The sequence below is a fragment of the Mycolicibacterium wolinskyi str. Jessa 2025 genome (assembly GCF_049241375.1).
Lineage (GTDB): Bacteria > Actinomycetota > Actinomycetes > Mycobacteriales > Mycobacteriaceae > Mycobacterium > Mycobacterium wolinskyi.
The window spans coordinates 5100599-5123268 of record NZ_CP185960.1 but is presented as its reverse complement, the minus strand read 5'-3'; the positions used below and the strand labels follow the sequence as shown (position 1 = coordinate 5123268).

General features: G+C 67.8%; 23 protein-coding genes. 11 read left to right on the top strand and 12 right to left on the bottom strand.

Annotation, left to right across the window (positions count from 1 at the left end; all coding sequences use genetic code 11):
- The first annotated feature begins 11 nt into the window (after positions 1–11).
- The 3 genes from ACOI2T_RS25335 to ACOI2T_RS25325 all read left to right on the top strand — a co-directional run bounded on the left by ACOI2T_RS25335 (position 12) and on the right by ACOI2T_RS25325 (position 2075).
- Complete coding sequence (locus tag ACOI2T_RS25335; RefSeq protein WP_409505892.1) at positions 12–971, top strand: LmeA family phospholipid-binding protein; 960 nt, start codon at positions 12–14, stop codon at positions 969–971.
- A 76-nt stretch (positions 972–1047) separates the two neighbouring features.
- Entirely contained in the window at positions 1048–1683 is a 636-nt protein-coding gene (locus ACOI2T_RS25330; protein WP_409505891.1) for a hypothetical protein, read from the top strand.
- Positions 1680–2075, top strand: coding sequence for a hypothetical protein (locus ACOI2T_RS25325; protein WP_409505890.1), 396 nt, complete (start codon positions 1680–1682; stop codon positions 2073–2075). The genes ACOI2T_RS25330 and ACOI2T_RS25325 overlap by 4 nt, the downstream gene beginning before the upstream one ends.
- Before the next feature lie 8 nt (positions 2076–2083).
- Here ACOI2T_RS25325 and ACOI2T_RS25320 read toward each other — a convergent pair whose 3' ends face one another.
- Positions 2084–3649: a PTS transporter subunit EIIC gene (locus tag ACOI2T_RS25320; protein ID WP_409505889.1), complete on the bottom strand. Its 1566-nt coding sequence runs from the start codon at positions 3647–3649 to the stop codon at positions 2084–2086.
- Between the two features lie 147 nt (positions 3650–3796).
- On the opposite strand from ACOI2T_RS25320, the gene ACOI2T_RS25315 reads away from it, so the two are divergent.
- The 4 genes from ACOI2T_RS25315 (at position 3797) to ACOI2T_RS25300 (ending at position 8938) form a co-directional block, all read left to right on the top strand.
- Positions 3797–4267, top strand: a complete 471-nt coding sequence (locus ACOI2T_RS25315) for a PTS sugar transporter subunit IIA (protein ID WP_409505888.1) — start codon at positions 3797–3799, stop codon at positions 4265–4267.
- On the top strand, positions 4268–5053 hold the full coding sequence (gene nagB / locus ACOI2T_RS25310) for a glucosamine-6-phosphate deaminase (RefSeq protein WP_409505887.1): 786 nt from the start codon (positions 4268–4270) through the stop codon (positions 5051–5053). It begins immediately after the preceding gene.
- The gene (gene nagA / locus ACOI2T_RS25305) at positions 5054–6199 is read left to right on the top strand and encodes an N-acetylglucosamine-6-phosphate deacetylase (RefSeq protein WP_409505886.1); all 1146 of its coding nucleotides are present in this window, start codon (positions 5054–5056) and stop codon (positions 6197–6199) included.
- Positions 6200–6322: 123 nt separating this feature from the next.
- The gene (locus tag ACOI2T_RS25300; protein ID WP_409505885.1) at positions 6323–8938 is read left to right on the top strand and encodes a helix-turn-helix transcriptional regulator; all 2616 of its coding nucleotides are present in this window, start codon (positions 6323–6325) and stop codon (positions 8936–8938) included.
- On the opposite strand, the gene ptsP is transcribed toward ACOI2T_RS25300, so the two are convergent.
- Genes ptsP through ACOI2T_RS25280 form a run of 4 tightly spaced genes read right to left on the bottom strand, consistent with a single transcriptional unit; the run spans position 8939 to position 13770 of the window.
- The gene (ptsP, locus tag ACOI2T_RS25295; protein WP_409505884.1) at positions 8939–11368 is read right to left on the bottom strand and encodes a phosphoenolpyruvate--protein phosphotransferase; all 2430 of its coding nucleotides are present in this window, start codon (positions 11366–11368) and stop codon (positions 8939–8941) included. It abuts the gene before it with no gap.
- Positions 11365–12000: a dihydroxyacetone kinase subunit DhaL gene (gene dhaL, locus ACOI2T_RS25290; protein ID WP_409505883.1), complete on the bottom strand. Its 636-nt coding sequence runs from the start codon at positions 11998–12000 to the stop codon at positions 11365–11367. Before dhaL ends, ptsP begins: the two co-directional genes overlap by 4 nt.
- 1 nt (position 12001) lies before the next feature.
- Entirely contained in the window at positions 12002–13000 is a 999-nt protein-coding gene (gene dhaK, locus ACOI2T_RS25285) for a dihydroxyacetone kinase subunit DhaK (protein WP_409505882.1), read from the bottom strand.
- Positions 13001–13011: 11 nt separating this feature from the next.
- Entirely contained in the window at positions 13012–13770 is a 759-nt protein-coding gene (locus tag ACOI2T_RS25280; protein ID WP_409505881.1) for an MIP/aquaporin family protein, read from the bottom strand.
- 117 nt (positions 13771–13887) lie between these two features.
- Between ACOI2T_RS25280 and ACOI2T_RS25275 the strand changes: the two genes are divergently transcribed.
- The gene (locus tag ACOI2T_RS25275; RefSeq protein WP_409505931.1) at positions 13888–14640 is read left to right on the top strand and encodes an IclR family transcriptional regulator; all 753 of its coding nucleotides are present in this window, start codon (positions 13888–13890) and stop codon (positions 14638–14640) included.
- 2 nt (positions 14641–14642) lie between these two features.
- Here ACOI2T_RS25275 and ACOI2T_RS25270 read toward each other — a convergent pair whose 3' ends face one another.
- Positions 14643–14843, bottom strand: coding sequence for a hypothetical protein (locus ACOI2T_RS25270; RefSeq protein ID WP_067857495.1), 201 nt, complete (start codon positions 14841–14843; stop codon positions 14643–14645).
- A 19-nt stretch (positions 14844–14862) separates the two neighbouring features.
- Here ACOI2T_RS25270 and ACOI2T_RS25265 point away from each other — a divergent pair, with 19 nt between their 5' ends.
- Together ACOI2T_RS25265 and ACOI2T_RS25260 are read left to right on the top strand one after the other, a co-directional pair.
- The gene (locus ACOI2T_RS25265; protein ID WP_409505880.1) at positions 14863–15222 is read left to right on the top strand and encodes a DUF488 domain-containing protein; all 360 of its coding nucleotides are present in this window, start codon (positions 14863–14865) and stop codon (positions 15220–15222) included.
- 62 nt (positions 15223–15284) lie between these two features.
- Positions 15285–15899 (top strand): GNAT family N-acetyltransferase, encoded by a 615-nt coding sequence (locus ACOI2T_RS25260; RefSeq protein ID WP_085145004.1) that lies wholly within the window; start codon positions 15285–15287, stop codon positions 15897–15899.
- A 76-nt stretch (positions 15900–15975) separates the two neighbouring features.
- Here ACOI2T_RS25260 and mbtN read toward each other — a convergent pair whose 3' ends face one another.
- The 6 genes from mbtN to crcB (ACOI2T_RS25230) form a co-directional block, all read right to left on the bottom strand.
- The gene (gene mbtN, locus ACOI2T_RS25255; protein WP_409505879.1) at positions 15976–17160 is read right to left on the bottom strand and encodes a mycobactin biosynthesis acyl-ACP dehydrogenase MbtN; all 1185 of its coding nucleotides are present in this window, start codon (positions 17158–17160) and stop codon (positions 15976–15978) included.
- Positions 17157–18728, bottom strand: a complete 1572-nt coding sequence (gene mbtM, locus ACOI2T_RS25250; RefSeq protein WP_409505930.1) for a long-chain-fatty acid--ACP ligase MbtM — start codon at positions 18726–18728, stop codon at positions 17157–17159. The genes mbtN and mbtM overlap by 4 nt, the downstream gene beginning before the upstream one ends.
- Before the next feature lie 5 nt (positions 18729–18733).
- Positions 18734–19003, bottom strand: a complete 270-nt coding sequence (locus ACOI2T_RS25245; RefSeq protein WP_409505878.1) for a mycobactin biosynthesis acyl carrier protein MbtL — start codon at positions 19001–19003, stop codon at positions 18734–18736.
- Positions 19004–19083: 80 nt separating this feature from the next.
- Entirely contained in the window at positions 19084–20148 is a 1065-nt protein-coding gene (locus tag ACOI2T_RS25240) for a putative PII-like signaling protein (protein ID WP_409505877.1), read from the bottom strand.
- On the bottom strand, positions 20145–20513 hold the full coding sequence (gene crcB, locus ACOI2T_RS25235) for a fluoride efflux transporter CrcB (protein ID WP_409505876.1): 369 nt from the start codon (positions 20511–20513) through the stop codon (positions 20145–20147). The genes ACOI2T_RS25240 and crcB (ACOI2T_RS25235) overlap by 4 nt, the downstream gene beginning before the upstream one ends.
- Positions 20510–20908, bottom strand: a complete 399-nt coding sequence (crcB, locus tag ACOI2T_RS25230; RefSeq protein WP_409505929.1) for a fluoride efflux transporter CrcB — start codon at positions 20906–20908, stop codon at positions 20510–20512. Before crcB (ACOI2T_RS25230) ends, crcB (ACOI2T_RS25235) begins: the two co-directional genes overlap by 4 nt.
- Before the next feature lie 79 nt (positions 20909–20987).
- On the opposite strand from crcB (ACOI2T_RS25230), the gene pgm reads away from it, so the two are divergent.
- A complete protein-coding gene (pgm, locus tag ACOI2T_RS25225; RefSeq protein ID WP_409505875.1) occupies positions 20988–22649 on the top strand; it encodes a phosphoglucomutase (alpha-D-glucose-1,6-bisphosphate-dependent) in 1662 nt (553 codons plus the stop codon).
- The last annotated feature ends 21 nt before the right edge of the window (positions 22650–22670 follow it).

Genomic DNA, 22670 nt, shown 5'->3' with positions numbered 1-22670 from the left:
CAATTGCGGAGGTGCCGACACCGCCGCAACGCCCAGGGCAGCCTGGCTGGCGCGGGCAGGGGCGTCCGCCGTCTGACCCGGCCACCCGGCGGTTGCCTCGTGCCGGCCGGCCGGAACCGCATACCGAGCAACTCCGGGCGCGTTACCGGCCGCCCGACGCGGCGACAGAGAAGATCGCTCGGCCCCGCCCGCCCGAAGCGGCGACCGAGAAGTTGACGCGACCCGCCGCCTCACCTCCTCGTGGTGGTCAGCGCCGCAATCGGCAAACCATCATTCTCGTCGTCGTCATCGCGTTGGCCGCGGTGGTCGGCGGTCTGGCCGCCGCCGAACTGTACGCGCGGCACCGGGCAGGCAATCTCCTCGTCGGGGTGGCCGAGTGCGTGGTGCAGGATTCGGCGTCGGTGTCGTTCGGCGTGAACCCGCCTTTCCTCTGGCAGCACATCACCGGTCACTACACCAACATCTCGGTGGACACCGGAGGCGCGAGGGTGCAAGCAGCCGAGGGCATGACCGCCGACGTGACGCTGGAAGACATCCGGCTGCAGGGTACGGCGGACTCCAAGGGCACCATCGGATCGCTCAACGCAACGCTGGCCTGGACGGCGGCAGGCATCAAAGACACTGTCGCCGCCAACCTGCCCGGCGTGGGCAGCCTGGTGACGGGAGTGAGCACGGACCCCGCCGCCGGCACCATAACCCTGGAGGCCGCAGGCGATACGCGAATCACCGCGCAGCCTGTCGTCGCCGACGGCGACCTCAACCTCCAGGTGCTCGACGTCACCGGTCCGTTCTCGAAAGAGACCGTGCAGACGGCGCTGAACGAACTGACCACAAAGCTCAACGACAACTACCCCCTCGGGATCCATGCCGACAGCGTCGCGGTCACCGAATCCGGCGTCGTCGGCAAGTTCTCCAGCCAGGACGCGCAGATCCCCAACGACGACTCCGAACCCTGTTTCGAGCGACTCTGACAGGGCGCGTGACCGCCCGAAAATTGACGTTTCTGCAGACAAGTAGCGGGTATTCCGCCGTGCAGGAGGTCTGGAAATGCCTACGTGGAGTTGGATTGCAATAGCAGTGGTTGTCGCGGTCATCGTCATCCTGGCGTTGATCGTCGCCGTGTCGATGAGCCGTCACAAACGGTCGGAGCGGTTGCGCGACCAGTTCGGTCCGGAGTACGAGCGCGCAGTCGACGCGACCGGTGACGAACGCGCCGCGGAGAAGGAGCTTCTTGCGCGTCAACGCAAACGGAAGAAGCTGGACATCGTCGGCTTGACCCCGGAGTCACGAGCGAGGTACGCCGAGGCCTGGGCCACCACCCAAGCCGGCTTCGTCGACAACCCGTCACGTGCGGTGGACGAAGCCGATCGCCTCGTGACCGAGGTGATGAACGAGCGCGGTTACCCGGTAAACGATTTCGAACAACAAGCGGCCGACATCTCGGTCGATCATCCCAAGGTCGTCGAGCACTACCGGGCCGCACACATCCTGCAGATGGCGCAGGCACAGGGTGACATCGGCACCGAGGCCCAACGGGAGGCGATCGTCCACTATCGAGCGCTGTTCGAACAGTTGCTGGGCGGCGCAGAGCAGGGTCTTCACGCCGACGAGCAGCGTCGTCCCGTCGCTGAGCAGCGTCACGATGTCCCGCCTGCCGACTCGCCGAAGGAGGCGCGCGCATGACCACCCACGAGCGGCCGATGTCGACCGCCCAACCGGGACTCCAGGAAGCCGACGCCTCGGACGGCCAGGTCCGGGACACCGGCACGCCCGCACAGCCGGCCGGTGATCAGGCCCTGGAGGACAACACCTTGCTGTTCGCCGACGAACATCGCTCCGGACTACGGTCGCGCTGGGATGAAGTCCAGGCCGGGTTCGTCGACGATCCGAAGCAGTGCGTTCAGAAGGCGGACAACCTCGTGGCCGAAGTGGTCGAGCAGCTCACGGCGAGCTTTGCCGACACGCGGTCGCACCTGGAGGCGCAATGGGCGCGTGGTGAGGACGCCTCGACGGAGGATCTTCGCCTGGCGCTCAAGCGGTATCGCGATTTCTTCCAGCGGTTGCTGTCGGTCTGAGGAGCGGGCTAAAGGCTCTCGATGATGGCGTTCTTGATGGCCTCGGAGTTCGTGCCGAAGACGGCCTGAACGCTGTTGCCGACTTCGACGACGCCCGCGGCGCCGAGAGCCTTCAGCCGGTCTTGATCGACCTTGCTCTTGTCGGCGACTTCCATCCGCAGACGCGTGATGCAGGCGTCGACATTCACCAGGTTGTCGCGCCCCCCGAACGCCGCGATGATCTGTTCGGCCTGGGTTTCGGCGCGCGCGGGCGCGGCCAGTGTGCCGCCGGCGGTGACGGCCGTGGTCGACTCGTCGCCTTCGCCGAGGTTCGCCGCTTCGTCGGCCTCAAATTCCGATTCGGGTTCGCGCCCCGGTGTGCGCATGTTCCATCTCGTGATCGCGACGTAGAACAACACGAAATAGACCACGAAGAACACCGCGCCCATCGCGATGAGCAGCCAGATGTTCTTCGCCGCGGGCGCCCCGCCGTAGAGCATCAGGTCGATGAGCCCGGCCGAGAACGAGAAGCCCAGATGGATGTCGAGCAGATACGCGATCGCGAGCGACAGTCCGGTGAGCACGGCGTGGATGACGTAGAGCGGGAACGCCACGAACATGAACGCGAACTCCAGCGGTTCGGTGACGCCCGTGAGGAACGCGGTGAGTGCCGCGGCCGAAAGGATGCCGACGGCGAGTTTGCGTTGCTTTCTGTTGGCGGCCAAGATCATCGCGAGCGCGGCCGCGGGCAACCCGAACATCAGCACCGGGTAGAAACCTGAGGTGAGAATGCCCGCGGTCGGGTCGCCTGCGGCGAACCGGGTGAGCTCACCGGTGACGACCTCGCCGTCGGCGGTCTGGTAGTCGCCGTAGATGAACCACACGTACGAATTCGGAATGTGGTGCAGCCCCAGGGGAATCAGCATGCGGTTGGCGAAGCCGTACACGAACGCGCCCAATGCGCCGCTGCCGCCGATGAACTTGCCGAGCGCTGTCAGACCGGCATCGAAGATCGGGTAGAAGTAGCTCATCAGGAAGGCGATGAACAAGCTCGCCAGTGACACCACGATCGGGACGAACCTTCTGCCGCCGAAGAATCCGAGATACGACGGCAGCTGGATGGTGTGGTAGCGGTCGAACAGCCATGCGGTCAGCAGGCCGACGACGATGCCCGCGAACACGCTGTAGTTGATCAACGCCTGCTCGCCTGCCTTGTCCACCTCGCCCGCCAGCACGATCGGCGACATGGTCTCGAACACCGCATCCATCACGAGATAGCCCACGACGGCGGCCAGTGCGGTCGAACCGTCGGCCTTGCGCGCGAACCCGATCGCGACGCCGACGGCGAAGAGCAGCGGCAGGTTACTGAAGAGCGCGTCACCTGCCGCGCTCATCGCCTTGAAGAACGGGCCGATGACCGGTGACTCGATGCGGCCCAACAAGTCGGGCTGGCCGAGTCGCAGCAGGATGCCTGCGGCGGGCAACACTGCGATGGGCAGCATGAGGCTCTTGCCGAGCCGCTGCAGCTGGGCGAACCCCGGTATGCGCATCCGGGTGTTGGTCTGTGCGCCTTGCGGTTTCGTTGTGCTGTTCATCGCATCATCGCCCTTCCGGTCGCGTATCGCGACCCGCCGCCCAAGCTGAGCGGAAGCTTAGACGAGAACATGCGCAGAAGAGGCGAAGTCCAGTCCATCGGTGGATCGCGCTCGTATTGTTGAAACACGAGCAAAGGAGTCACGACCGTGAGCACAACCCAGGTATTGGCCCCCGTCGCCGGTCGGGCCGTCGCACTCGCCGATGTGGACGACCCCGTGTTCTCGGCGGGCATGGTGGGTTACGGCGCGGCGGTGGATCCTCCGCATGGGGTGGTCGACGCGGTGGCCCCGGTCAGCGGCAGGATCCTCAAACTGATGCCGCATGCGTACGTCGTGATGACGCCCGACAACGTGGGTGTGCTGGTCCATCTCGGCCTGGACACCGTGCAGCTCAACGGCGAGGGGTTCACCACCCACGTGAGCCAGGGCGACGACGTCACCGCGGGCGATGTCGTCGTCACTTATGACGTCGGCGCAGTCGTGGCCAAAGGCCTCAATCCGATCGTCCCGGTGGTGGTCATGGACGAACGCGAACCCGGCAACATCGTGCCGTCGCAAGCGGTGGCCGCCGGGTCCGACATCGACTCGGGCACCGCACTTTTCGTCGCGAACAAGTAGATGGAAGTCATCATCCTCCCCGATGCCGAGCAGATCGGCACCGTCGCCGCGGATGCGATCGGCGCACTGCTCGGCCGCAAACCGAATGCGGTCCTCGGCTTGGCCACCGGATCCTCGCCGTTGGCCATCTACGACGAACTGGTGTCGCGCTACGACGCCGGGCTCATCTCATTCCGGCAGGCCCGGGGCTTCACCCTCGACGAATATGTCGGCCTGCCCGAAGATCATCCCGAGCGATACCGCAATGTCATCGACTCCGTGTTCGTCTCGCGCGTCGACTTCGCGCCCGGCGCGGTTACCGGCCCCGACGGCCTGGCCGCGGACATACCCGCGGCCTGCGCGGCATTCGAGGAGGCGATCAACGACGCGGGCGGTGTCGACCTGCAGATCCTCGGGATCGGCACCGACGGACACATCGCGTTCAACGAACCGGGGTCCTCCCTCGGATCGCGTACCCGGATCAAAACACTGACCAGACAGACCCGACTCGACAACGCCCGGTTCTTCGACGGCGATCCCGACAAGGTGCCCACCCACTGCTTGACGCAAGGGTTGGCCACGATCATGGCGGCCCGTCATCTGATTCTCGTGGCCACGGGCCGCAGCAAGGCAGAAGCCGTGCACCATCTGGTCGAGGGCGCGGTCAGCGCGATGTGGCCGGCGACCGTACTCCAACACCATCCGCACGTGACGGTATTGCTCGACGATGCCGCGGCGCAGCGTCTGCAGCTCGTCGACTACTACCGCGAAACCTACCGCGCCAAGCCGGAATGGCAGGGCCTCTGAGTGCTGTTGACGGCTGACACCGTGCTCACGGGCACAGAACTGTTGCGGCCCGGGTGGATCGATGTCGCGCATGGCGTCGTGACGGCCACCGGCGCAGGCATCCCGCCGCGCGCGGCGGACCGTCACCTCGGCGCGGTGACGGTGGTGCCGGGCTTCGTCGACACGCACGTGCACGGCGGGGGAGGAGGAAACTTCTCGGCGGCGTCGACCCGCGAAACGTCCGCTGCGGTGGACCTCCATCGTCGGCACGGCACGACGACACTCGTGGCGTCCTTGGTCACCGCCGCCCCCGACGAACTTCTGCGCCAGGTCACCCAATTGGCGGGAGACGTCCGCAACGGCCTGATCGATGGAATCCACCTGGAAGGTCCGTGGCTGTCGGTCAAACGGTGCGGCGCGCATCAACCCGCGCTCATGCGGGATCCGGACCCGGCGGAGATCGATCGTGTGCTGACAGCGGGCGCCGGCACCATCCGGATGGTCACCATCGCGCCGGAACGCGATGGCGCACTTGCCGCGATCGCTCAGTTCCTCGACGCGGGTGCGGTGGCCGCGGTCGGCCACACCGAGGCGACGTACGAACAGACGCGCGCCGCCATCGCGGCAGGCGCGACGGTAGGAACGCATCTGTTCAACGCGATGCGTCCGATCGATCGCCGTGAGCCGGGCCCCGTCATCGCGCTGGTGGAGGACGAGCGGGTAACTGTCGAGGTCATCACCGACGGTGTGCACGTCGCTCCGGCGATCTACCGGCACATCACGCAAAGCGTTGGTGCGCAACGGCTGTCGATGATCACCGACGCGATGGCCGCGACCGGCATGTCCGACGGTGTCTACCGCCTGGGGCCGCTCGCGATCGACGTGGTGGCCGGGGTCGCGCGAGTTGCGGGAACCGACACGATCGCAGGCAGCACCGCGACGATGGACCAGCTGTTCCGATTCGCCGTCGCCCACTGCGGCCTCGCCGGAGACGAGGCACTGATGCTGGCCGTGCGCCAGTCTTCGCTCAACCCGGCCCGAGCGCTGGGGCTGCCGGACGCCGGGCTCGTGCCGGGCAGCCCGGCCGATCTCGTGGTGTTGGACTCTGCCCTCACTGTCGTGGCGGTGCTGCGTCACGGCGCATGGGTGGTCGAGCCGACAGAGTAAGCGCCCCGCAGAAGTGGTTTCGGCCGCAAGGATCCGAGAGGCGGCAGCCCCAAAACACCGATACAAATATTTGCGGGAGCGTAAAGTCAGGCCGGCACAACGGGCTCACGTTGGGGGTTGCCGGTGTCGGGTTGGCCGTTCGTCGCGCGGGGAGTGGAGCTCAGCGAGGCTTCGCTCGCGTTGCGTGATGGATCCCGTGGGGTCGTGCTCGCCGGGCCGGCCGGTGTGGGAAAAACCGCGCTCGCTCGTGCGCTTGCCGGTGAACTCGAAGCCGACGGCTACCCGACGCGCTTTGTCCTCGGTACCGAGACCGGACAGGCCGTGCCGTTCGGCGCCTTCCACCATGCGCTGACGCTGTCCGATGCGCACGAACCGACGGTCATGCTCGCCGCCGCCCACCAAGCGCTGTCGTCCGTGCCGAACCTCGTCATCGTGGTCGATGACGCCCAGCATCTCGACCCGTTGTCGGCGTTGCTCGTCCAGCAGCTCGCCGTGCACGGGTCGACGAAACTGATCGTCACGATCCGTTCCGGTGAAACCCCGTCGGATGCGGTGACCGCGCTGTGGAAAGAACAGTTGCTGCTGCGGCTCGACATCGAACCGTTCACTCGCGCGCAGACGGCTCAGCTGGTCTCGGTGGTGCTCGACGGCGAGGTCGACGACCGGGCCGTCGCCGAACTGCACCGGTTCTCGTCCGGCAGCCCGCTGTATCTGCGTGGGGTGCTCACGGCGGCCATCAGTGATGGCGTACTGGTACGTGACCACAACCGCTGGCGGTTGCGTGGCGAATTACGTCCCAGCGCAGATCTGCACGAGCTCGTGGCGACGCGACTCGACGCCCTCGCCGACGACGAACGCGATGTCGTGGAAGTGGTTTCCACGGCGGAGGTGCTCGACTGGGGCGTTCTCCTCGGGATCTGCGGAGCCGACGCGCTCGCGCGTGCCGAGCGGCGGGGCGCGGTGCAGGTCACGACCGACGCCGTGCACGCCCTGGTGCAACCGGGTCATCCGATCATCGGCGAGGTCACCAGGCGCCGCTGCCCGGTCGCGCGGGCGCGTCAGATCAACACGATTATCGCCCAACATCTTTCGGAACATCTGCGCACGACGGGTAACGGTCCCGCCGCGGACGTGCGGGCCCGGATCCAACTGGCCCGGATCATGACCCGCGCCGACGTGCCCCCGGATGCATGCGCGATCACCGACGCCGCCGCCAGTGCCGTGACCATGTCGAATCTGGTTCTCGGCGAGGAACTTGCGCGGTTCTCGCTCGACCATGGCGGCGGCCTGCATGCCGCGATCGCCCTCGCCGATGCGATCAGCTGGCAGGGCCGCGGCCAGGAGGCCGAAGACCTGTTGGCGCGGTACGAGCCAGACGACGACGAGTTCACCGTGGCGCGATGGGGTTGTCTGCGCGCGGCGAACCTGTTCTTCGGTTGCGGCCGACTGGAGTCCGCCCGGTCGGTGCTGGCCGCCGTCCGCGAGCGGGTGCAGTCCGGCCAGATGTTGAGCCTCGTCGTCTCGATGGAGGTGGCGTTCGCGTTCTTCTCCGGCGATATGCCCGCTGCCATTGCGCTCGGCACGCAGGCACTGGAATCGGACATGTTGCCGCCCGCTACGGTGTGGGCCGGGCTCGCCACCGCGGGTGCGTTGGCGCTGTCCGGCCGGTTCGATGAGGTGGCCGCTGCGGTGGCGGCCGGCGAGCGTGCGGCCGAGCAGTGCGAGTCGGGGCCGCAGCGTTATTCGCTGGCCCTCGCCGACGTGCTCGCCGGAACCTGTTCGGGTCAGCTGAGCAGCGCGCAGCGCGTCTGCGATCGGTATGCCGGCGCCGCGGCCGGTGCGCTGCAGGCAGATTCGATCGTGACCGCCCTGACCGGCAAGGTGCAACTGACGCGGGGGCGCCTGTCGCAGGCTTGCGAGGCGTTGCAGGCCTCGGTGTGGACGATGTCGGACGGTCTACCGCCGGGCTGGCTGATGCTCGTCGCCTCGTGGCTGGCGCAGGGCGAGGCGGCCCGCGGCAATGTCGATGCCGCCGCGGCTGCACTGGCCCGAGCCGAGGCCGCCTACGGGCCGCAAGTCGACGTGTTCGTGCCCGAACTCGAGCTGGCCCGCTCGTGGTTGGCGGCCGCGACCGGCGAGACCACGGTCGCCCAGCAGCACGCGCTTCGCGCTGCCCAGATCGCCGGTACCGGCGGCATGCGCGCGGTCGAACTCACCGCATTGCACACCGCGCTGCGGTTCGGCGACCGGTCACACCATGCGCGGATCCAGCGGTTGGCCGGACAGCTGGACTGCCCGCTGGCCGACACCATCGCCGTGCACAGCCGCGGGCTCGCCGAACACGACGGTGTGCTGCTCACACAAGCCGCCGAGGAGTTCGAGCACCTCGGTGCGCTGGTCCTCGCCGGTGACGCGGCCGCACATGCCGCGCGAGAGCACGGCCGTGCGGGCCGTCGGGGAAGCGAACTCGAAGCGGCGACCCGAGCGCACTGGCTGGCCAGTCAATGCGGGGCGGTCACGCCGGCACTTCGCTGTGCCGCCGATCCGTTGCCGCTCACCGACCGGGAATGGGAGATCGCCAATCTGGTCGGTGTCGGGCTGAGCAACCGGCAGATCGCCGACCGCCTGTGCCTGTCGGTCCGCACCGTGGACGGTCACCTCTACCGCATGTTCGCCAAGCTCGGCGTCGAGGACCGCGACCAACTGTCGCGGCTGGTCCGCTTCCGGCCCGCGACCTGATCAGCCGAGCTGTTCGCGCACCGCGGCCGCACTGTCGGCAGCCAGTGCCGATTCGGCTCCCCCCTGGGCCTGTTGCCGGTCGACGTTGCGCACCGCTTCCTTGGTCGCGGGGATGGCCGGGGGAGTGACACTCAACGCATCGACGCCGAGACCGATGAGAAGCGTGGTGGCACGCTCGTCGGCGGCGAACTCACCGCACACCGACACCGACGCGTGCCCGGCCGCGCCGCGGCAGGTCGCGGCGATCAGGCGCAGCAGGCCCGGATCGAACGTGTCGCCGATGGTCGCGACGGCGTCGTTGTTGCGGTCGGCGGCCAGCGCGTACTGCGTCAGATCATTCGTGCCGATGGACAGGAAGTCGACGTGGCGGGCGAATGCTGCTGATTTCAGTGCTGCGGCGGGCACTTCGACCATCATGCCCACCTGCAGCCCCGTCGGCGGCCGCGGCCCGGCACGCCGTACCGCCTCGTCGAGTGACCGGCGCGCGGCTAGCAGCTCGTCGAGCGTGCTGACCATCGGGAACATCACGCTCACCGGCGTCTGTTGTGCGAGCCGGGCCACGGCCAACAACTGGTCGGACAGCAGTTCAGGATGGGCCAGCGCGAGCCGGATGCCCCGCACGCCGAGGTAGGGGTTGAGCTCGGCCGGCGTGGGCAGGAACTCGAGAGGTTTGTCGCCGCCGACATCGAGTGTGCGCAGCGTAATACGCTTGCCGTCAAGCGATTCGGCGATCTTGCGGTATACCGCGAGTTGTTCGTCGACATCGGGTGCCTGCGCGCGCCCCAGGAACACGAACTCGGTTCGGATCAGGCCCGCGAAGTCGGCGCCCTGGGATGCCGCAGCCCGCGCATCGTCGACCGAGCCGATGTTGGCGCCGACGCCGATGGTCACGCCATCGCGGGTGACCGCCGGTTCGGCTGCGCGTGCCCGGGCCTCGCGCTGACGCCGCGCCGATAGCGTGACCCTGGTCTGGAAATCCTCGCGGACATCCTCGGCCGGGTCGACGATGAATTCGCCCCGGGTTCCGTCGACGGCGACAGTGGTCCCGTCCGGTATCGCGAGCACGCCGGGACCGGCTCCGACCACCACCGGAATCCCTTTGGCGCGCAGCAGGATCACGTTGTGGGCGTGTGGGCTGCCGAATGCCAGCAGGACCGCGGCGACGCGGTTCGGATCGAGTTCGGCGGCCTCGGCCGGGGTGAGGTCGCTGGTCACCAACACACCGCTGGCCGAAGCTGAGCCTGCGGCGGTGCCCAGTATGGCGCGCAGCACCTGATCGCCGACCGCGCGGACATCCTCGGCCCTGGCCTGCTGATACGGGTCGGGCAGTGCGGCGAACTGTGCGGCCAGCTCGGACACTTCCGCCGACCAGGCGGCTGCGGCGTTGTGGCCCTTGTCGATTCGCTGCCTGGCACCGCCGAGCAGCGCGTCGTCGTCGAGGAGTAGTAGGTGAGCGTCGAAGATCGAGGCCTCGTCCTCGCCGACCTCACGTGCCGTTCTGGCCCGTAGCGTGGTGATGGCGCGGCGCACCTCGGCGATCGCGGTGCCGAGCCGGCGCCATTCGACCGCCGGCTCCTCGCCGGGGGTGTCCGGGACCGAGATCGCGCCTGCGCGTGCCGAATACGCCGGGCCGATACCCAGGCCGGGTCCCGCGCCGATGGGCTCGTGTGACGTGGCGGGAGCCGGTGCCGGTGGTGTGTCGGACGTCGACTCGTCGAAGTTACGGGCGGCCAGCGCGAGAATGTGGTCGAGTGCCTCGGCGGCCTGACTGCCCGACACGGCGATTTCGACCTCGTCACCGCAGCGCACCCCGAGCGTGGCGATCGCCGACAGGCTGCCGGCATCAACCCACGGTGACCCGGTGCGCTGGTTGCGGATCCGGACGCGGGCGTCGCGGCGTCGCACCTCACCCGCGAGCCGGGCGGCCGGGCGGGCATGCAGCCCATGGGGGTTGGCGACGACGAAGGTGCGCGTGAGTTCGTCGGCGCCCGCGGTCATGTCGGCTGCCGGCGCCGGCGCTGCTTGACCGAGATGTGCGATCTTGCCTGCCAGCGCTCCGGACGCCTCGGCGGCGACCTCGGCTGCCGAGGCCCCGCCCGCCGCCGCGACCGCGGCCACCACCAAGCCCTCCACCAACGGTGCCGGGCACAGGACGGTGCGGGCCCGGGCCTCGTCGTCGAGCAGTTCCAGCGCGAGTTCGGCAGACAGCACCGCGCTGCCGAGGTCCATCAGCACCACTGCGCCGTCACCGGTATCGGCGCCGGTCACGGCGTCGAGGATCTCGGCGGCATCGGTTCCGAACGTGGTCTCGTCAAGACCCGCCGCGACCGCGATGCGAATCTGCTTGCCGTGCAGCATTTCCTGCGCCAGTGCCACGGCGGCGCGGGCCAGCGGCCGGCTGTGGGATACGACGACCAGACCAACCGTCATGTCGCGCTCCCGCCTGCCACCTTCGCCGCGGCGGCGATCAGCAGCGCGGCCGACGTCGCACCCGGGTCGACGTGTCCCACGCTGCGCTGCCCGAGGTAGCTCGCGCGCCCTTTGCGGGCGACCATCGATTCGGTGGCGTCCCTGCCCTTTTCGGCGGCTGCGGACGCGGCGGCCAGACCCTCTGCCAGGCTCGCGCCCGAGGACAGCGCAGCGTCCAGCGCGTCGAGCGCCGGCGCCAAGGCGTCGAACATGGTCTTGTCGCCGGCCTCGGCGCGTCCGCGCTGCACGACGCCGTCGACACCGGCCCGCAATGCCTTGGCGAAGTCTGCGCCGCTCACCGCGTCACCGGAACCCAAGGCGGGTGCCATTCTCAGGAAGAATGTGCCGTAAAGCGGGCCGCTGGCTCCGCCAACGGATTTCACGAGCGTCATGCCCACCTGCTTGCACAGGGCCGCCATGTCGGCCGGCGCCGATTCCTCGAAGGCCGCGATCACCGCTGTCATGCCGCGCTCCATGTTGATGCCATGGTCGGCATCGCCGATGGCCGCGTCGAGATCGCTGAGATTCTGTGCGTTGTCGGCGATGACCCGGGCATATTCGCGGATCCATTCGGTGAGTGTGGTCAAATCCATGTCAGCATCCCTTCCGTAGCGCGGGCGTGTTCACCGGGTGATCCCACAGCCGCAGCAGCTCGTCGTCGGCCTTCAATACCGTCACCGAACAACCCGCCATGTCCAGGCTGGTGATGTAGGGGCCCACCAGGGAGCGTGCGATCCGGACCCCGGCTTTGTCCAGGATGGCCGCGAATTCCGAATACATGACGTACAACTCGATGAGCGGCGTGGCGCCCATGCTGTTGACGAACAAGATGACCCCGTCCTCCCCGGCGAAGTCGAGGTCGGCCAGGACGGGCTCGGCCATCAGTTCGGCGACCGCCCGCGCCGGTTGGATCGGCACTCGCTGACGGCCGGGTTCGCCGTGGATTCCGATGCCGACCTCGATCTCGGATTCGGGAAGGTCGAAGGTGGGATGGCCGACCGCGGGCACGGTGCACGAGGTCAGGGCCACACCCATGCTGCGGGATGCGGCATTGACCCGGCGCGCGACGTCGGCGACCTCGGCCAGCGACCGGCCCTGCTCGGCGGCAGCGCCTGCGATCTTCTCGACCAGCACGGTCGCGCCGACGCCGCGCCGTCCGGCGGTGTACGTGCTGTCCTGCACCGCGACATCGTCGTCGACGATCACCGATTCGACCGTGATGCCTTCCGCGGCAGCGAGTTCGGCGGCCATCTCGAAGTTCATCACGTCGCCGGTGTAGTTCTTGACGATGTGCAGCACCCCCGCACCACTGTCGACGTTCGTCGTCGCCTCCAGCATCTGATCCGGCACCGGCGAGGTGAACACCTCACCGGCGCATGCGGCGTCGAGCATGCCCGCGCCCACGAACCCGCCGTGGAGTGGTTCGTGCCCCGACCCGCCTCCCGAGATGAGGCCGACCTTGCCGGCCACCGGCGCGTCGCCGCGGTAGACGATGCGGTTGGCGTGGTCGATGCGCAGTTCCGGGTGAGCAATGGCCATGCCGCGCAGGGCTTCACCGATCACGTCGGCGGGATCGTTGATGAGCTTCTTCATGGTGGGCGTCCTCAGGCTGCGGTGGTCTGGGCGGGGGCGGGTGCGGTGGCCGGCGGGGCGTCGGAGCGGGTTCGGGAGATGGCGACGTAGGCGAGCGCCGCCAGGGCGCCGGCGAGGAATTCGGCGGCGAGGTAGACGGGCAGTTGGTTCCACGACACCGAACCGCCCGCGATCTGTTGGACGAGCATGGGGCCGAATGTGCGGGCGGGGTTGATCGAGGCGCCGGTGGTCGGTGCCACCGGGATGATCGCGGCGAACACCACGAGGCCGATCGCGACGCCGGCGAAGCCCGCGGTGGCCTTGCGGTGTATCACGCCGAAAACGGTGAACACGAGAATGAACGTACCCACGAACTCTGCGAATAACGCCTGTACTGCGCTGATGTCGGCGGTGTAGGTCGCGATGCCGAGTCCGGCGTCACGGGCCGCAGTGCCGAGAACGCCGATGATCGCGGCCGCACCCGCGATCGCACCGAGTGCCTGTGCGCCGATGTACGCCGGGACACGGGACCACGGGAACTGCCCGGTGACAGCGAGTCCGAGCGTGACAGCCGGGTTGATGTGATTGCCGGATATGTGTCCGAGCGCGTAGATCGTCGCCACCACGACCGTCGCGAAGGCGAACGAGATCATGCCCAGGTCGGCCATGGTGAACGGGGCATCGCCGTTGACGATGATCGTCGCAGGCACCGATCCCACCCCCACGAAGACCAAGAAGGCGGTTCCGAATGCCTCGGCCGCCAGTTTCTGGATTAACGAGGGTTCGTCCATGACGTTCTCCTGGAGTGTGAGTCGACCATCTCGGATATCATTCGACAATGTCGAATGTGATCTGGAACATACGCTTATGCTTCGGTGAGCACAAGACCCGAGTCGAAGGGGGCAGCGATGATCCAGGCGGTGGATCGTGCGCTCCGCATCCTCACGGTGCTGGGCGGCGGGCGGCGGATGAGCCTGGGTGAGATCGCCGCCGCGATCGAACTCGCGCCGTCGACCGTGCACGGCCTGGTGCGCACGCTGCTCGCGCACGGCATGGTCCAGCAGGAGCTCGACAGTGGCCGTTACCGGCTCGGCCCGGCGACGCTGCGGCTGGGCAACGTCTACCTCGACACGCTCGAACTCCGCTCGCGCGTGACGATTTGGGCTGAGAACCTCGCGCGGCGGACCGGCTGCGCGGTTCGGACCGGCGTACTGCTGTTCGACGAGGTCGTTGTCGTCGCCCACGAACCACGGCCGGACGGAACCCGGCAGATGCCGGAAGTCGGGATCGTCATACCGGCGCACGCGAGCGCGCTCGGCAAGGCCCTGCTCGCGTTCCAGGCGGAGCGGCCGCCGGTGACATCGCTGCGCAGCATGACCGGTGAGACCATGACCGATCCGGCGGCCTTGGCCGATCAGCTCGTGCAGGTGCGGGCGACGGGTATCGCCACCGAAGCCGAAGAAGCGGTGCTAGGCGAATGTTCGGCGGCCGCAGCGGTTTTCGACACGACCGCCGAGGCGGTCGGCGCGATCAGCTTGGTGGTGCCCGCCGCGCGGTGGCCGCTCGAACCCGACGCGCTCGACGCGTTGCGCGACACCGCCCGCACCATTTCCCGGGAACTGGGCGCGCCGGTGTGGCCGCCGCGCCCTGACTTGCCGTAGGTCTACTCGGGTTCCTGGCTGCTCGAGCGACCACCCACGTAGTCGAGCAGGCTCGGATCGATCGAGGTGAATCGGTCGACTTCTTCGCCGCCGTCACAGCGCAGGAGCGCGACGGTGAGGCCGTCTTTGGTTCGCGCGATCACCTGCCAGTGGCCCCCCGAGTCCTCCCAGCGCTGCAGATCGGCGACGCGATCTTCACTCATCCTTCTACGATGGCACGCCATGGGGGATGAGCGGCAGGTGCGATTGGCGCGGGTCTATGAACAGCCCGAACCCGGCGAGGGAACTCGGGTCCTGGCCGACCGCCTGTGGCCCCGTGGCCTGCGGAAAACCGATCCGCGGGCCGGCAAGTGGTTACCCGGTGTGGCACCCTCCACCGAACTTCGCCGCTGGTATGACCACGCGCCGGAGCGGTTCGACGAGTTCGCCGAGCGCTATGCCGAGGAACTGTCGGCACCCGCGGGCGCCGCGGCACTGGAAGAGCTGCGGGAGATGCTGCGGGACGGGCCGGTCACGCTGGTGACGGCCACCCGCGAGCTCGAACTGAGTCACTTGACCGTGCTCGCCAAACTCCTGGTCTGACGTGTGACGGGCCGGAGGAAGGTAAACCTATCCTCACTGGCTACGGTAGGCTCGGCGCTCAAATGACCGAGATCGATGAGGCGCTTGAACCTGTTCTGAAGCGCGAGCTGACGGATATTGCCGATGCGGTGCGTGTTGTCCCCGCACCCCCCATACCGGTCGTGGCCGAGCCGTACGGCATTCGGCTGGCGGACGCGGACGCCGATGCCGAGATGGTGTCGGAGTGGATGAACCGCCCGCACCTGGTGGAGGCCTGGGAGTACGACTGGCCGCCGGAGCGTTGGCGGCGTTATCTGCAGGCGCAGCTCGACGGTGAATACTCGCGACCGTTGATCGCGAGCTTCAAAGGCACACCCGCCGGCTACATCGAGGTCTATCGCGCCGCGAAAGATTCGATCGCGCCGCGCTACGACGCCGATCCGCACGACATCGGCGTGCATGCCGCGATCGCCGATCTGAATCTCGTGAACAAGGGCATCGCCCCGTTCCTGCTGCCCAAGGTTGTGGCCAGCGTGTTCGAGCTCGATCCGAACTGCAGGCGCATCATGTTCGATCCCGATCACCGCAACACCGGGGCGCGCCGCGTCTGCGAGTGGGCCGGTTGTACGTTCCTCGGCGAACATGACATGTCCAACCGGCGCATGGCCCTGTACGCGCTGCCGCGCACCCCGGCCTGACTCCCGGCGAGCAGACGCGCAGGTACCCAAGAACGCTCGTTCTCGGGTACCTGCGCGTCTGTTCGCCGAAGGGAACTCAGTCCTGCCCGAACTCGGCGTATCCCTCGTAGTCGGGTTTCATGGCCGCGGCCACCAACTCCCACAGCACTTCGTCGGTGCCGCCGCCAACCCGCGCCAACTTCATGTCGCGCCACCACTTGCCCAGCGGTGTCTCGTCGACGAGATAGCCCGAGCCGCCGAAGATGTGCATGCACTCGGAGAGCACCTCTTCGCCGAGCCGGGCCGCGGTGACCTTGATGGCTGCCGCGGTACGCAGGTCGAGCTTGCCGCCCGCGGCGATCCCGGCCAGGCCGTGGCGCAGCAGGTCCACCCGCGCCTGGAGGTCGGCCATCCGCATCCGCAGCGCCTGGTGCTCATACAGCGTGTGGCCGAACTGGCGCCGTTTCATCATGCGGGCCAAGGTGATTCCGAGGACGCGCTGTGCTCCGGCGGCCACCTGGCCGGCGATCGACATGCGTTCGTGCGCCAAGCCCCACGAGATCGCCGCCAGCCCCGTACCGGCCCGGGCCACGAGCGCATCGGCGGGCACCCAGGTGTCGATGTGCACCGCGGCCGTGTCGAGCGGTCCGGCGCCGACTTTGCGGTACGGCGTCTGCACCTCGACCTGCGCGGTGGGGACGGCGATGACGACGACGTTGCCGTGCCGGCTGGTCGGGTCGTGATCGAGGCTGCGCGCCACCACCATGATGTGGTCGGCGATCGGTGACAGCGAGACGAACTTCTTGATGCCCTTGATCTCGAAACCGTCCCGGGCCGTGCGCACTTCGGTCTCGACGATCTGCAGATCGGAGCCGCCGGATTCTTCCGAGGCGCCGATGCACAGCACCGCTTCGCCGCGGACAGCCTGCTCGCAGATGGTGCGCAGGTAGTCGTTCTTGCCGAAGCGGCGCAGGATCGAGATCGCCGAGTCGTGCAGGCTCACGCCGACGCCGATGCCCGCCGAACCGGTGCGGCCCAGTGAGAATGCGAGCTCGATCAGCTTGGCGACATCGGGTTGTTGACCGTCGCCCCACTTCTCGGTGAACACGCCGTTGCGTCCGAGGTGTTCGATGAGTTGGCGCGGAAAGCGTTCGGTCTCTTCGGCTTCCGCGGTCCAGGCCTTGACCTGGTCGTCGAAGACCCGGTCGAGCAGATCGCGGTATTCGTCGATCGTGGTGGTGGCCGGTGTCCGTTCCGCAGTGGTCGGTGTTGTCGCGGTCATGACTTCACACTCTCCAGATGTTGTTTGACCTCCAGTCGGCGCAGCTTGCCCGAGGAGGTTCGTGGTAGTGAGCCGGGCGGTAGGAACACCACATCTGCCGGCACCACACCACATTCGGATGCCACCCGCTGCACCACTTCGCTGCGGGCGCCGGCCTCGTCGGTGCCGCGGAACTCCGCGGCGATCACCAGTCCCGGCCGTACGGCGCGCTCGTTGGTTCCCACGGCCACCACCGCGCCTTCGCGAACACCCTTCACCTGGGCGGCAATCCGCTCGATCTCGGTGGGGAAGATGTTGCGCCCGGCAACGGTGATCAGCTCCTTCTTCCGGCCGCATATCACCAGCCCGCCGTCGACGAAGTAGCCGAGGTCGCCTGTCGGGAACCAGTCGTCGCGGTTGAGTGACGGCTCGCCCCGGTATCCCGACATCATCGAGGTGCCGCGGATCTCGAGTTCGCCCACCTCGCGGTCGGAGATACCGGCGTTGTCGGCACTGGGCCGCAGCCGCATCTCCATGCCCGGGATGGCTTGCCCGAGGACGGCCAGCTGTTGCATGTTGGCGCCGTTTTCGGTTTCGACCTTGATCTCGTCGATCTGAAGTCCGACACCGGGAACGGGAATCGTGACCGCACAGTTGGATTCGGCGAGGCCGTAGGACGGGCACAGACTGCCCGGGTCGAATCCGAATCGGGCCAGCTCGCTGCCGAACCGCGCCGTACCCTCACAGTCGACCGGCTCACCGCCGTTGAGCGCGAACCGCAGCGATGAGAGATCGACGTCGACGAGCCGTCGCGTGTACTTGCCGATCAGGCCGTACGCCATGTTCGGTGCCGCGGTCAGCGTGGCCCGGCTTTCGGTCAGCCAATGCACCCAGCTGAACGGTGAGGCCGCGAACGCCGTCGTCGGTGCCTGCCATACCTCACAGCCGGCGAACACCCCGGTGAGGAGGAAGGTCAGGCCCATGTCGTGGTACAGCGGCAGCCACGAACAGCCGACATCGTTGCGCGACAGGCTGATTCGTTCGCCGAGACCACGCAGGTTGGCCAGCACGGCGTCGGGAGCGATCTGCGCCGTGCGTGGCACTCCGGTCGAGCCCGCGGTGCCCTGCAGGACCGCGAACTCGCTCGCCGGTGCACCGAGGTTCAGCGTGGACGAGCGCTTGTCGTGGGCGACCTCGGTGTCGTCGTGGATCACCAGTGTGGTTTCGCCGCCGCGCAGTTGTTCGAGATATTTGCCGTGGCTGAACACCGTTCCCACGCCGATGCCGGCGAGGCGGTTCAGCGTCGACTGTGCCCACTGGCCGGGATCCGCGCCGCGCACTGGCCCAGGCAGAATCGACAGCGCCGCACCGGATACCAGGGTGCCGATGATGGCGGCGATGGCTTCGACGGTCGGTTCGGCGACGACGCCGACGGCCGAGGACCCGTCCTGCCCGATCCGCTCTGCGACATTCTCCGCACGCGCGTACACCTGGCCCCACGGATGGCGGCTCCAGGTGCGGGCTTCGGAGTCGAAAACGACGAGATCGGCGCTGCTGGACGTCAGCGACTCCGTCAGCGCTGCGGCCAGCGGGTTCACTGGTTGCTCTGGGCGGCAGGCACTTTCGCCAGGATGGCGGCCTCCAGATCGCCCACGGTGTCGCAGCTCAGCAGGTCTTCTTCGGAAAGCGCCACGCCGAGCTTGTCTTCGATTGCCACCATGCCGACCGCGAACGCCACCGAGTCGAGGCCGACGTCGTCGACGAGCCGGGAATCTCGGGTCACCCTGCCGATGTCGACATTCATGTCGTCGCGCAAGATCTCGGTGAGGGCGGCGCTGATCGCTTCAGGGGATGTTGACTGCATGGGTTGGGACGGTACACCTGAAAGTAAAGTTAGGCTAGGCTTACATCAAGCTGTGAGTCTCCTGAAAGGATGCTGGGAACTCAGTAGTTGTATCGGCCGAGATCGGTGCTGCCGGAGCGGTATCCGGCATCGACCGTCGTCGCCGACGGAACCAATTCGGCGGTCACGAGGCCGTGGTCGGCGGTGAGTGCGTCCACGATGTCGAACGTCGCGGCGATGCGGTCCGGGGTGTCCACCACGACCGTGGTCAGCGGAACCTGGCGACCGATTTGAAACAACCTGTCGCCGTGAGGTTTCCCGTCTCCGCTGAACCCCCAGACGCCACGCAGCACGGTGGCGCCTCCGGCGGCGCCGGATTCCAGCAGTCTGCGCACGATGGCCCGGTGGATGGGCACACCGCCGTGCAACGCGGTCTCGGACGTGTGGATCATGAGTTTCTGCCACAGCGCCCGGCCCTGCTTGTCTTGCCCCGGAAGCGCTTTCGGTCGACTCAATAGTTCGCCGTTGCTCTTGCACAGCTGCGCGCGTTCGACGGTGAACAGCGGCTCCGCCAACAGCTCGGCCAATTCGCCGAGCACCGCGGCAACCTGATCACCGGTCCCGATCGCGACGATCATCATCGGCACATCGGCGTTGGGGCTGAAGAATCGGGCGCGGCGTCGCTGTCCGTGCTCGGTGCCATCGACACCGAGGAACACGGTGGCACCGGCGAACCCGTGGCGATGCAGCACCGCGCAGACGGCGCGATATGCCGGCGTGCCCGCGACGCGGTGGTGGCGGCCGACATAGATGGTCAGTTTGGCCGTCTCGGGTACGGCCGCCGGTGATCCGGCGCTCACCAGGACAGCGCGCTCGTGGGTGATGAGCCCGCGGGGGACCATCTCGACTGCTCGGTCGGCCAGTGCCGAAATCTTGTCGGCGGTGTCGACCGCCGCGATCGCCACCGGCGGATCCTCGGACATGCTCAGCGTCTCGTCGCTGCGCAGCTGGTGGCGCGGACCAAAGCTGGCGATGCCGCGCAGCATGACACTGGTGGCGACGTCGGCCTCGCCGAACAGGTCGAGCAGTGCGTCGGCGGCGAACCGCCGCCCGTGACGCTGCCGTTCGCCGAAGTAGGCGGTCAGCTTGAGGTGGTCCGCTCTCACAGCCGACCGCCCAACCACATGCCCAACCATGCAGCGGTCAGACCCAGTGCGACGCTGACCACGATGTTGGCGGCCGCGGGCCAGCCTTGACGTTCCTCGGTGAGGCGCTGGGTTTCCAACATCCACGTGGAGAACGTGGTGTACGAGCCGACGAAACCGGTGCCCACCAGGAGTGCGGTATGCGGGCTGAGCGCCAGCCCGGCGAGAAAACCGAGCAGCAGCGCACCACTGATGTTCACGACGAGGGTGCCGAACGGGAAGCCGCGCTTGAGTCGCGTCGAGACGGCTCGGTCGATCAAGAACCGGCAGACCGCGCCGGCCCCACCGAGGAGCGCAACGCCGGTCCACACCAGTGCGTTTGTCATGCGCGCACACTCACCCGCCGCACCACGGCGGTGCCGATGACCACCGCGAGCAATCCGGCGACGATGCTGGCCGCCGTATAACCCGCGGCCAGCGCCCAATGCCCGTGCTCGAGCATCGTTATGGTCTCGACCTGCATGGTCGAGAACGTGGTCAAACCGCCGCAGAAACCGGTGCCCAGCAGCGGCCTGCGGTAACTCGACACCGGCAGGCGTTCCAGCAGCCGGGTGGTGAAATAACCCAAGAGGAACGCGCCGACGATGTTGACGCAGAACGTCGGCCACGGCCACCGGCCGGGATCGGGAGCCAGGAGCGTCTCAAGGCCGGCGCGGGCCAGCGTGCCCAGGGCGCCGCCGACGAACACGGCGGCAAGCTCTCGTGGGTCGTGGCCGAACATCCGAAACACGGAGTAAAAGTATGGCGGCAACTCGGCGACTGTCGCGCACCGACATTCGCCAGGGAGCAGAATCGAGATCATGGCTGCCAATCCACGAGCCGGACAACCGGCACAACCCGAGGATCTCATCGACGTCGCACAGGTGGTGACCGCCTACTACACCAAGCGACCCGACCCGGAGGACGTGGCGCAGCAGGTGGTGTTCGGCACGTCGGGGCATCGCGGTTCGAGCTTGGACGCGGCGTTCAACGAAGCTCACATCCTCGCCACCACGCAGGCCATCGTCGAGTACCGCGCGGCGCAGGGCACCACCGGCCCGTTGTTCATCGGCCGCGACACCCATGCCTTGTCGGAGCCGGCGTGGGCGTCGGCGCTGGAGGTTCTCGCCGCCAACGACGTTGTGGCGATGATTGATTCGGCTGATCGCTACACGCCGACGCCCGCGGTCAGCCACGCGATTCTGACGTTCAACCGGGGCCGAGGCTCCGGCGGTACATCCTCCTCGCGTGCGGGCGACCTGGCTGACGGCATCGTCGTCACCCCGTCCCACAATCCGCCCCGCGACGGCGGGTTCAAGTACAACCCGCCCAACGGCGGGCCCGCCGACACCGATGCGACGGGCGCCATCGCCAAGCGGGCCAACGAGATTCTGCGCGACGGGCTCAAGCCGGTGAAACGCATGCCGCTGGCCCGTGCCCTGCAGACCGCGCAACGCCACGACTATCTCGATGCGTACGTCTCGGATCTGCCGAATGTCGTCGACCTGCATGCGATCCGTGCCGAGGGCATCCGGATCGGCGCCGACCCGCTCGGCGGGGCCAGCGTCGACTACTGGGCCGCGATCGCCGAACGGCACAACCTCGACCTCACCGTGGTCAATCCGCTCGTCGATGCGACGTGGCGGTTCATGACACTCGACACCGACGGCAAGATCCGGATGGACTGCAGCTCGCCGAATGCGATGGCCTCGCTGATCGCCAACCGGGAGCGCTACCAGATCGCCACCGGCAACGACGCCGACTCCGACCGGCACGGCATCGTCACCCCCGACGGCGGCCTGCTCAACCCGAACCATTACCTCGCCGTCGCGATCGACTATCTGTACACGCACCGGCCCAACTGGCCGGGCAGCACCGCGGTGGGCAAGACCGCCGTCAGCAGCTCGATCATCGACCGCGTGGTCGGCGGGCTGGAACGCAAGCTCGTGGAGGTTCCCGTCGGCTTCAAGTGGTTCGTGGACGGGCTGATCGGCGGCAGCATCGGGTTCGGCGGAGAGGAGAGTGCCGGCGCGTCGTTCCTGCGCACCGACGGCTCGGTGTGGACCACCGACAAGGACGGCATCATCCTGGCGTTGCTGGCCTCGGAAATTCTCGCGGTGACCGGTTCGACGCCGTCGCAGCGCTACGCCGAACTCGCCGAACGTTACGGCGCGCCGACCTACGCCCGTATCGATGCGCCCGCCGACCGCGAGCAGAAGGCGCGGCTGGCCAAATTGTCGCCCGAGCAGGTGGCCGCCACCGAACTCGCCGGCGAGCCGATCACCGCGAAACTCACCGCCGCGCCCGGCAACGGCGCCGCGCTGGGCGGGCTGAAGGTGACGACCGAGAACGCGTGGTTTGCCGCCCGGCCGTCGGGCACCGAGGACGTCTACAAGATCTACGCCGAGTCGTTCCGCGGTGCCGACCATCTGGCAGAGGTGCAGCAGGCCGCCAAGGACGTGGTTAATACAGTCATTGGGTGAGTATTCAGCGAGAAGCGCAGC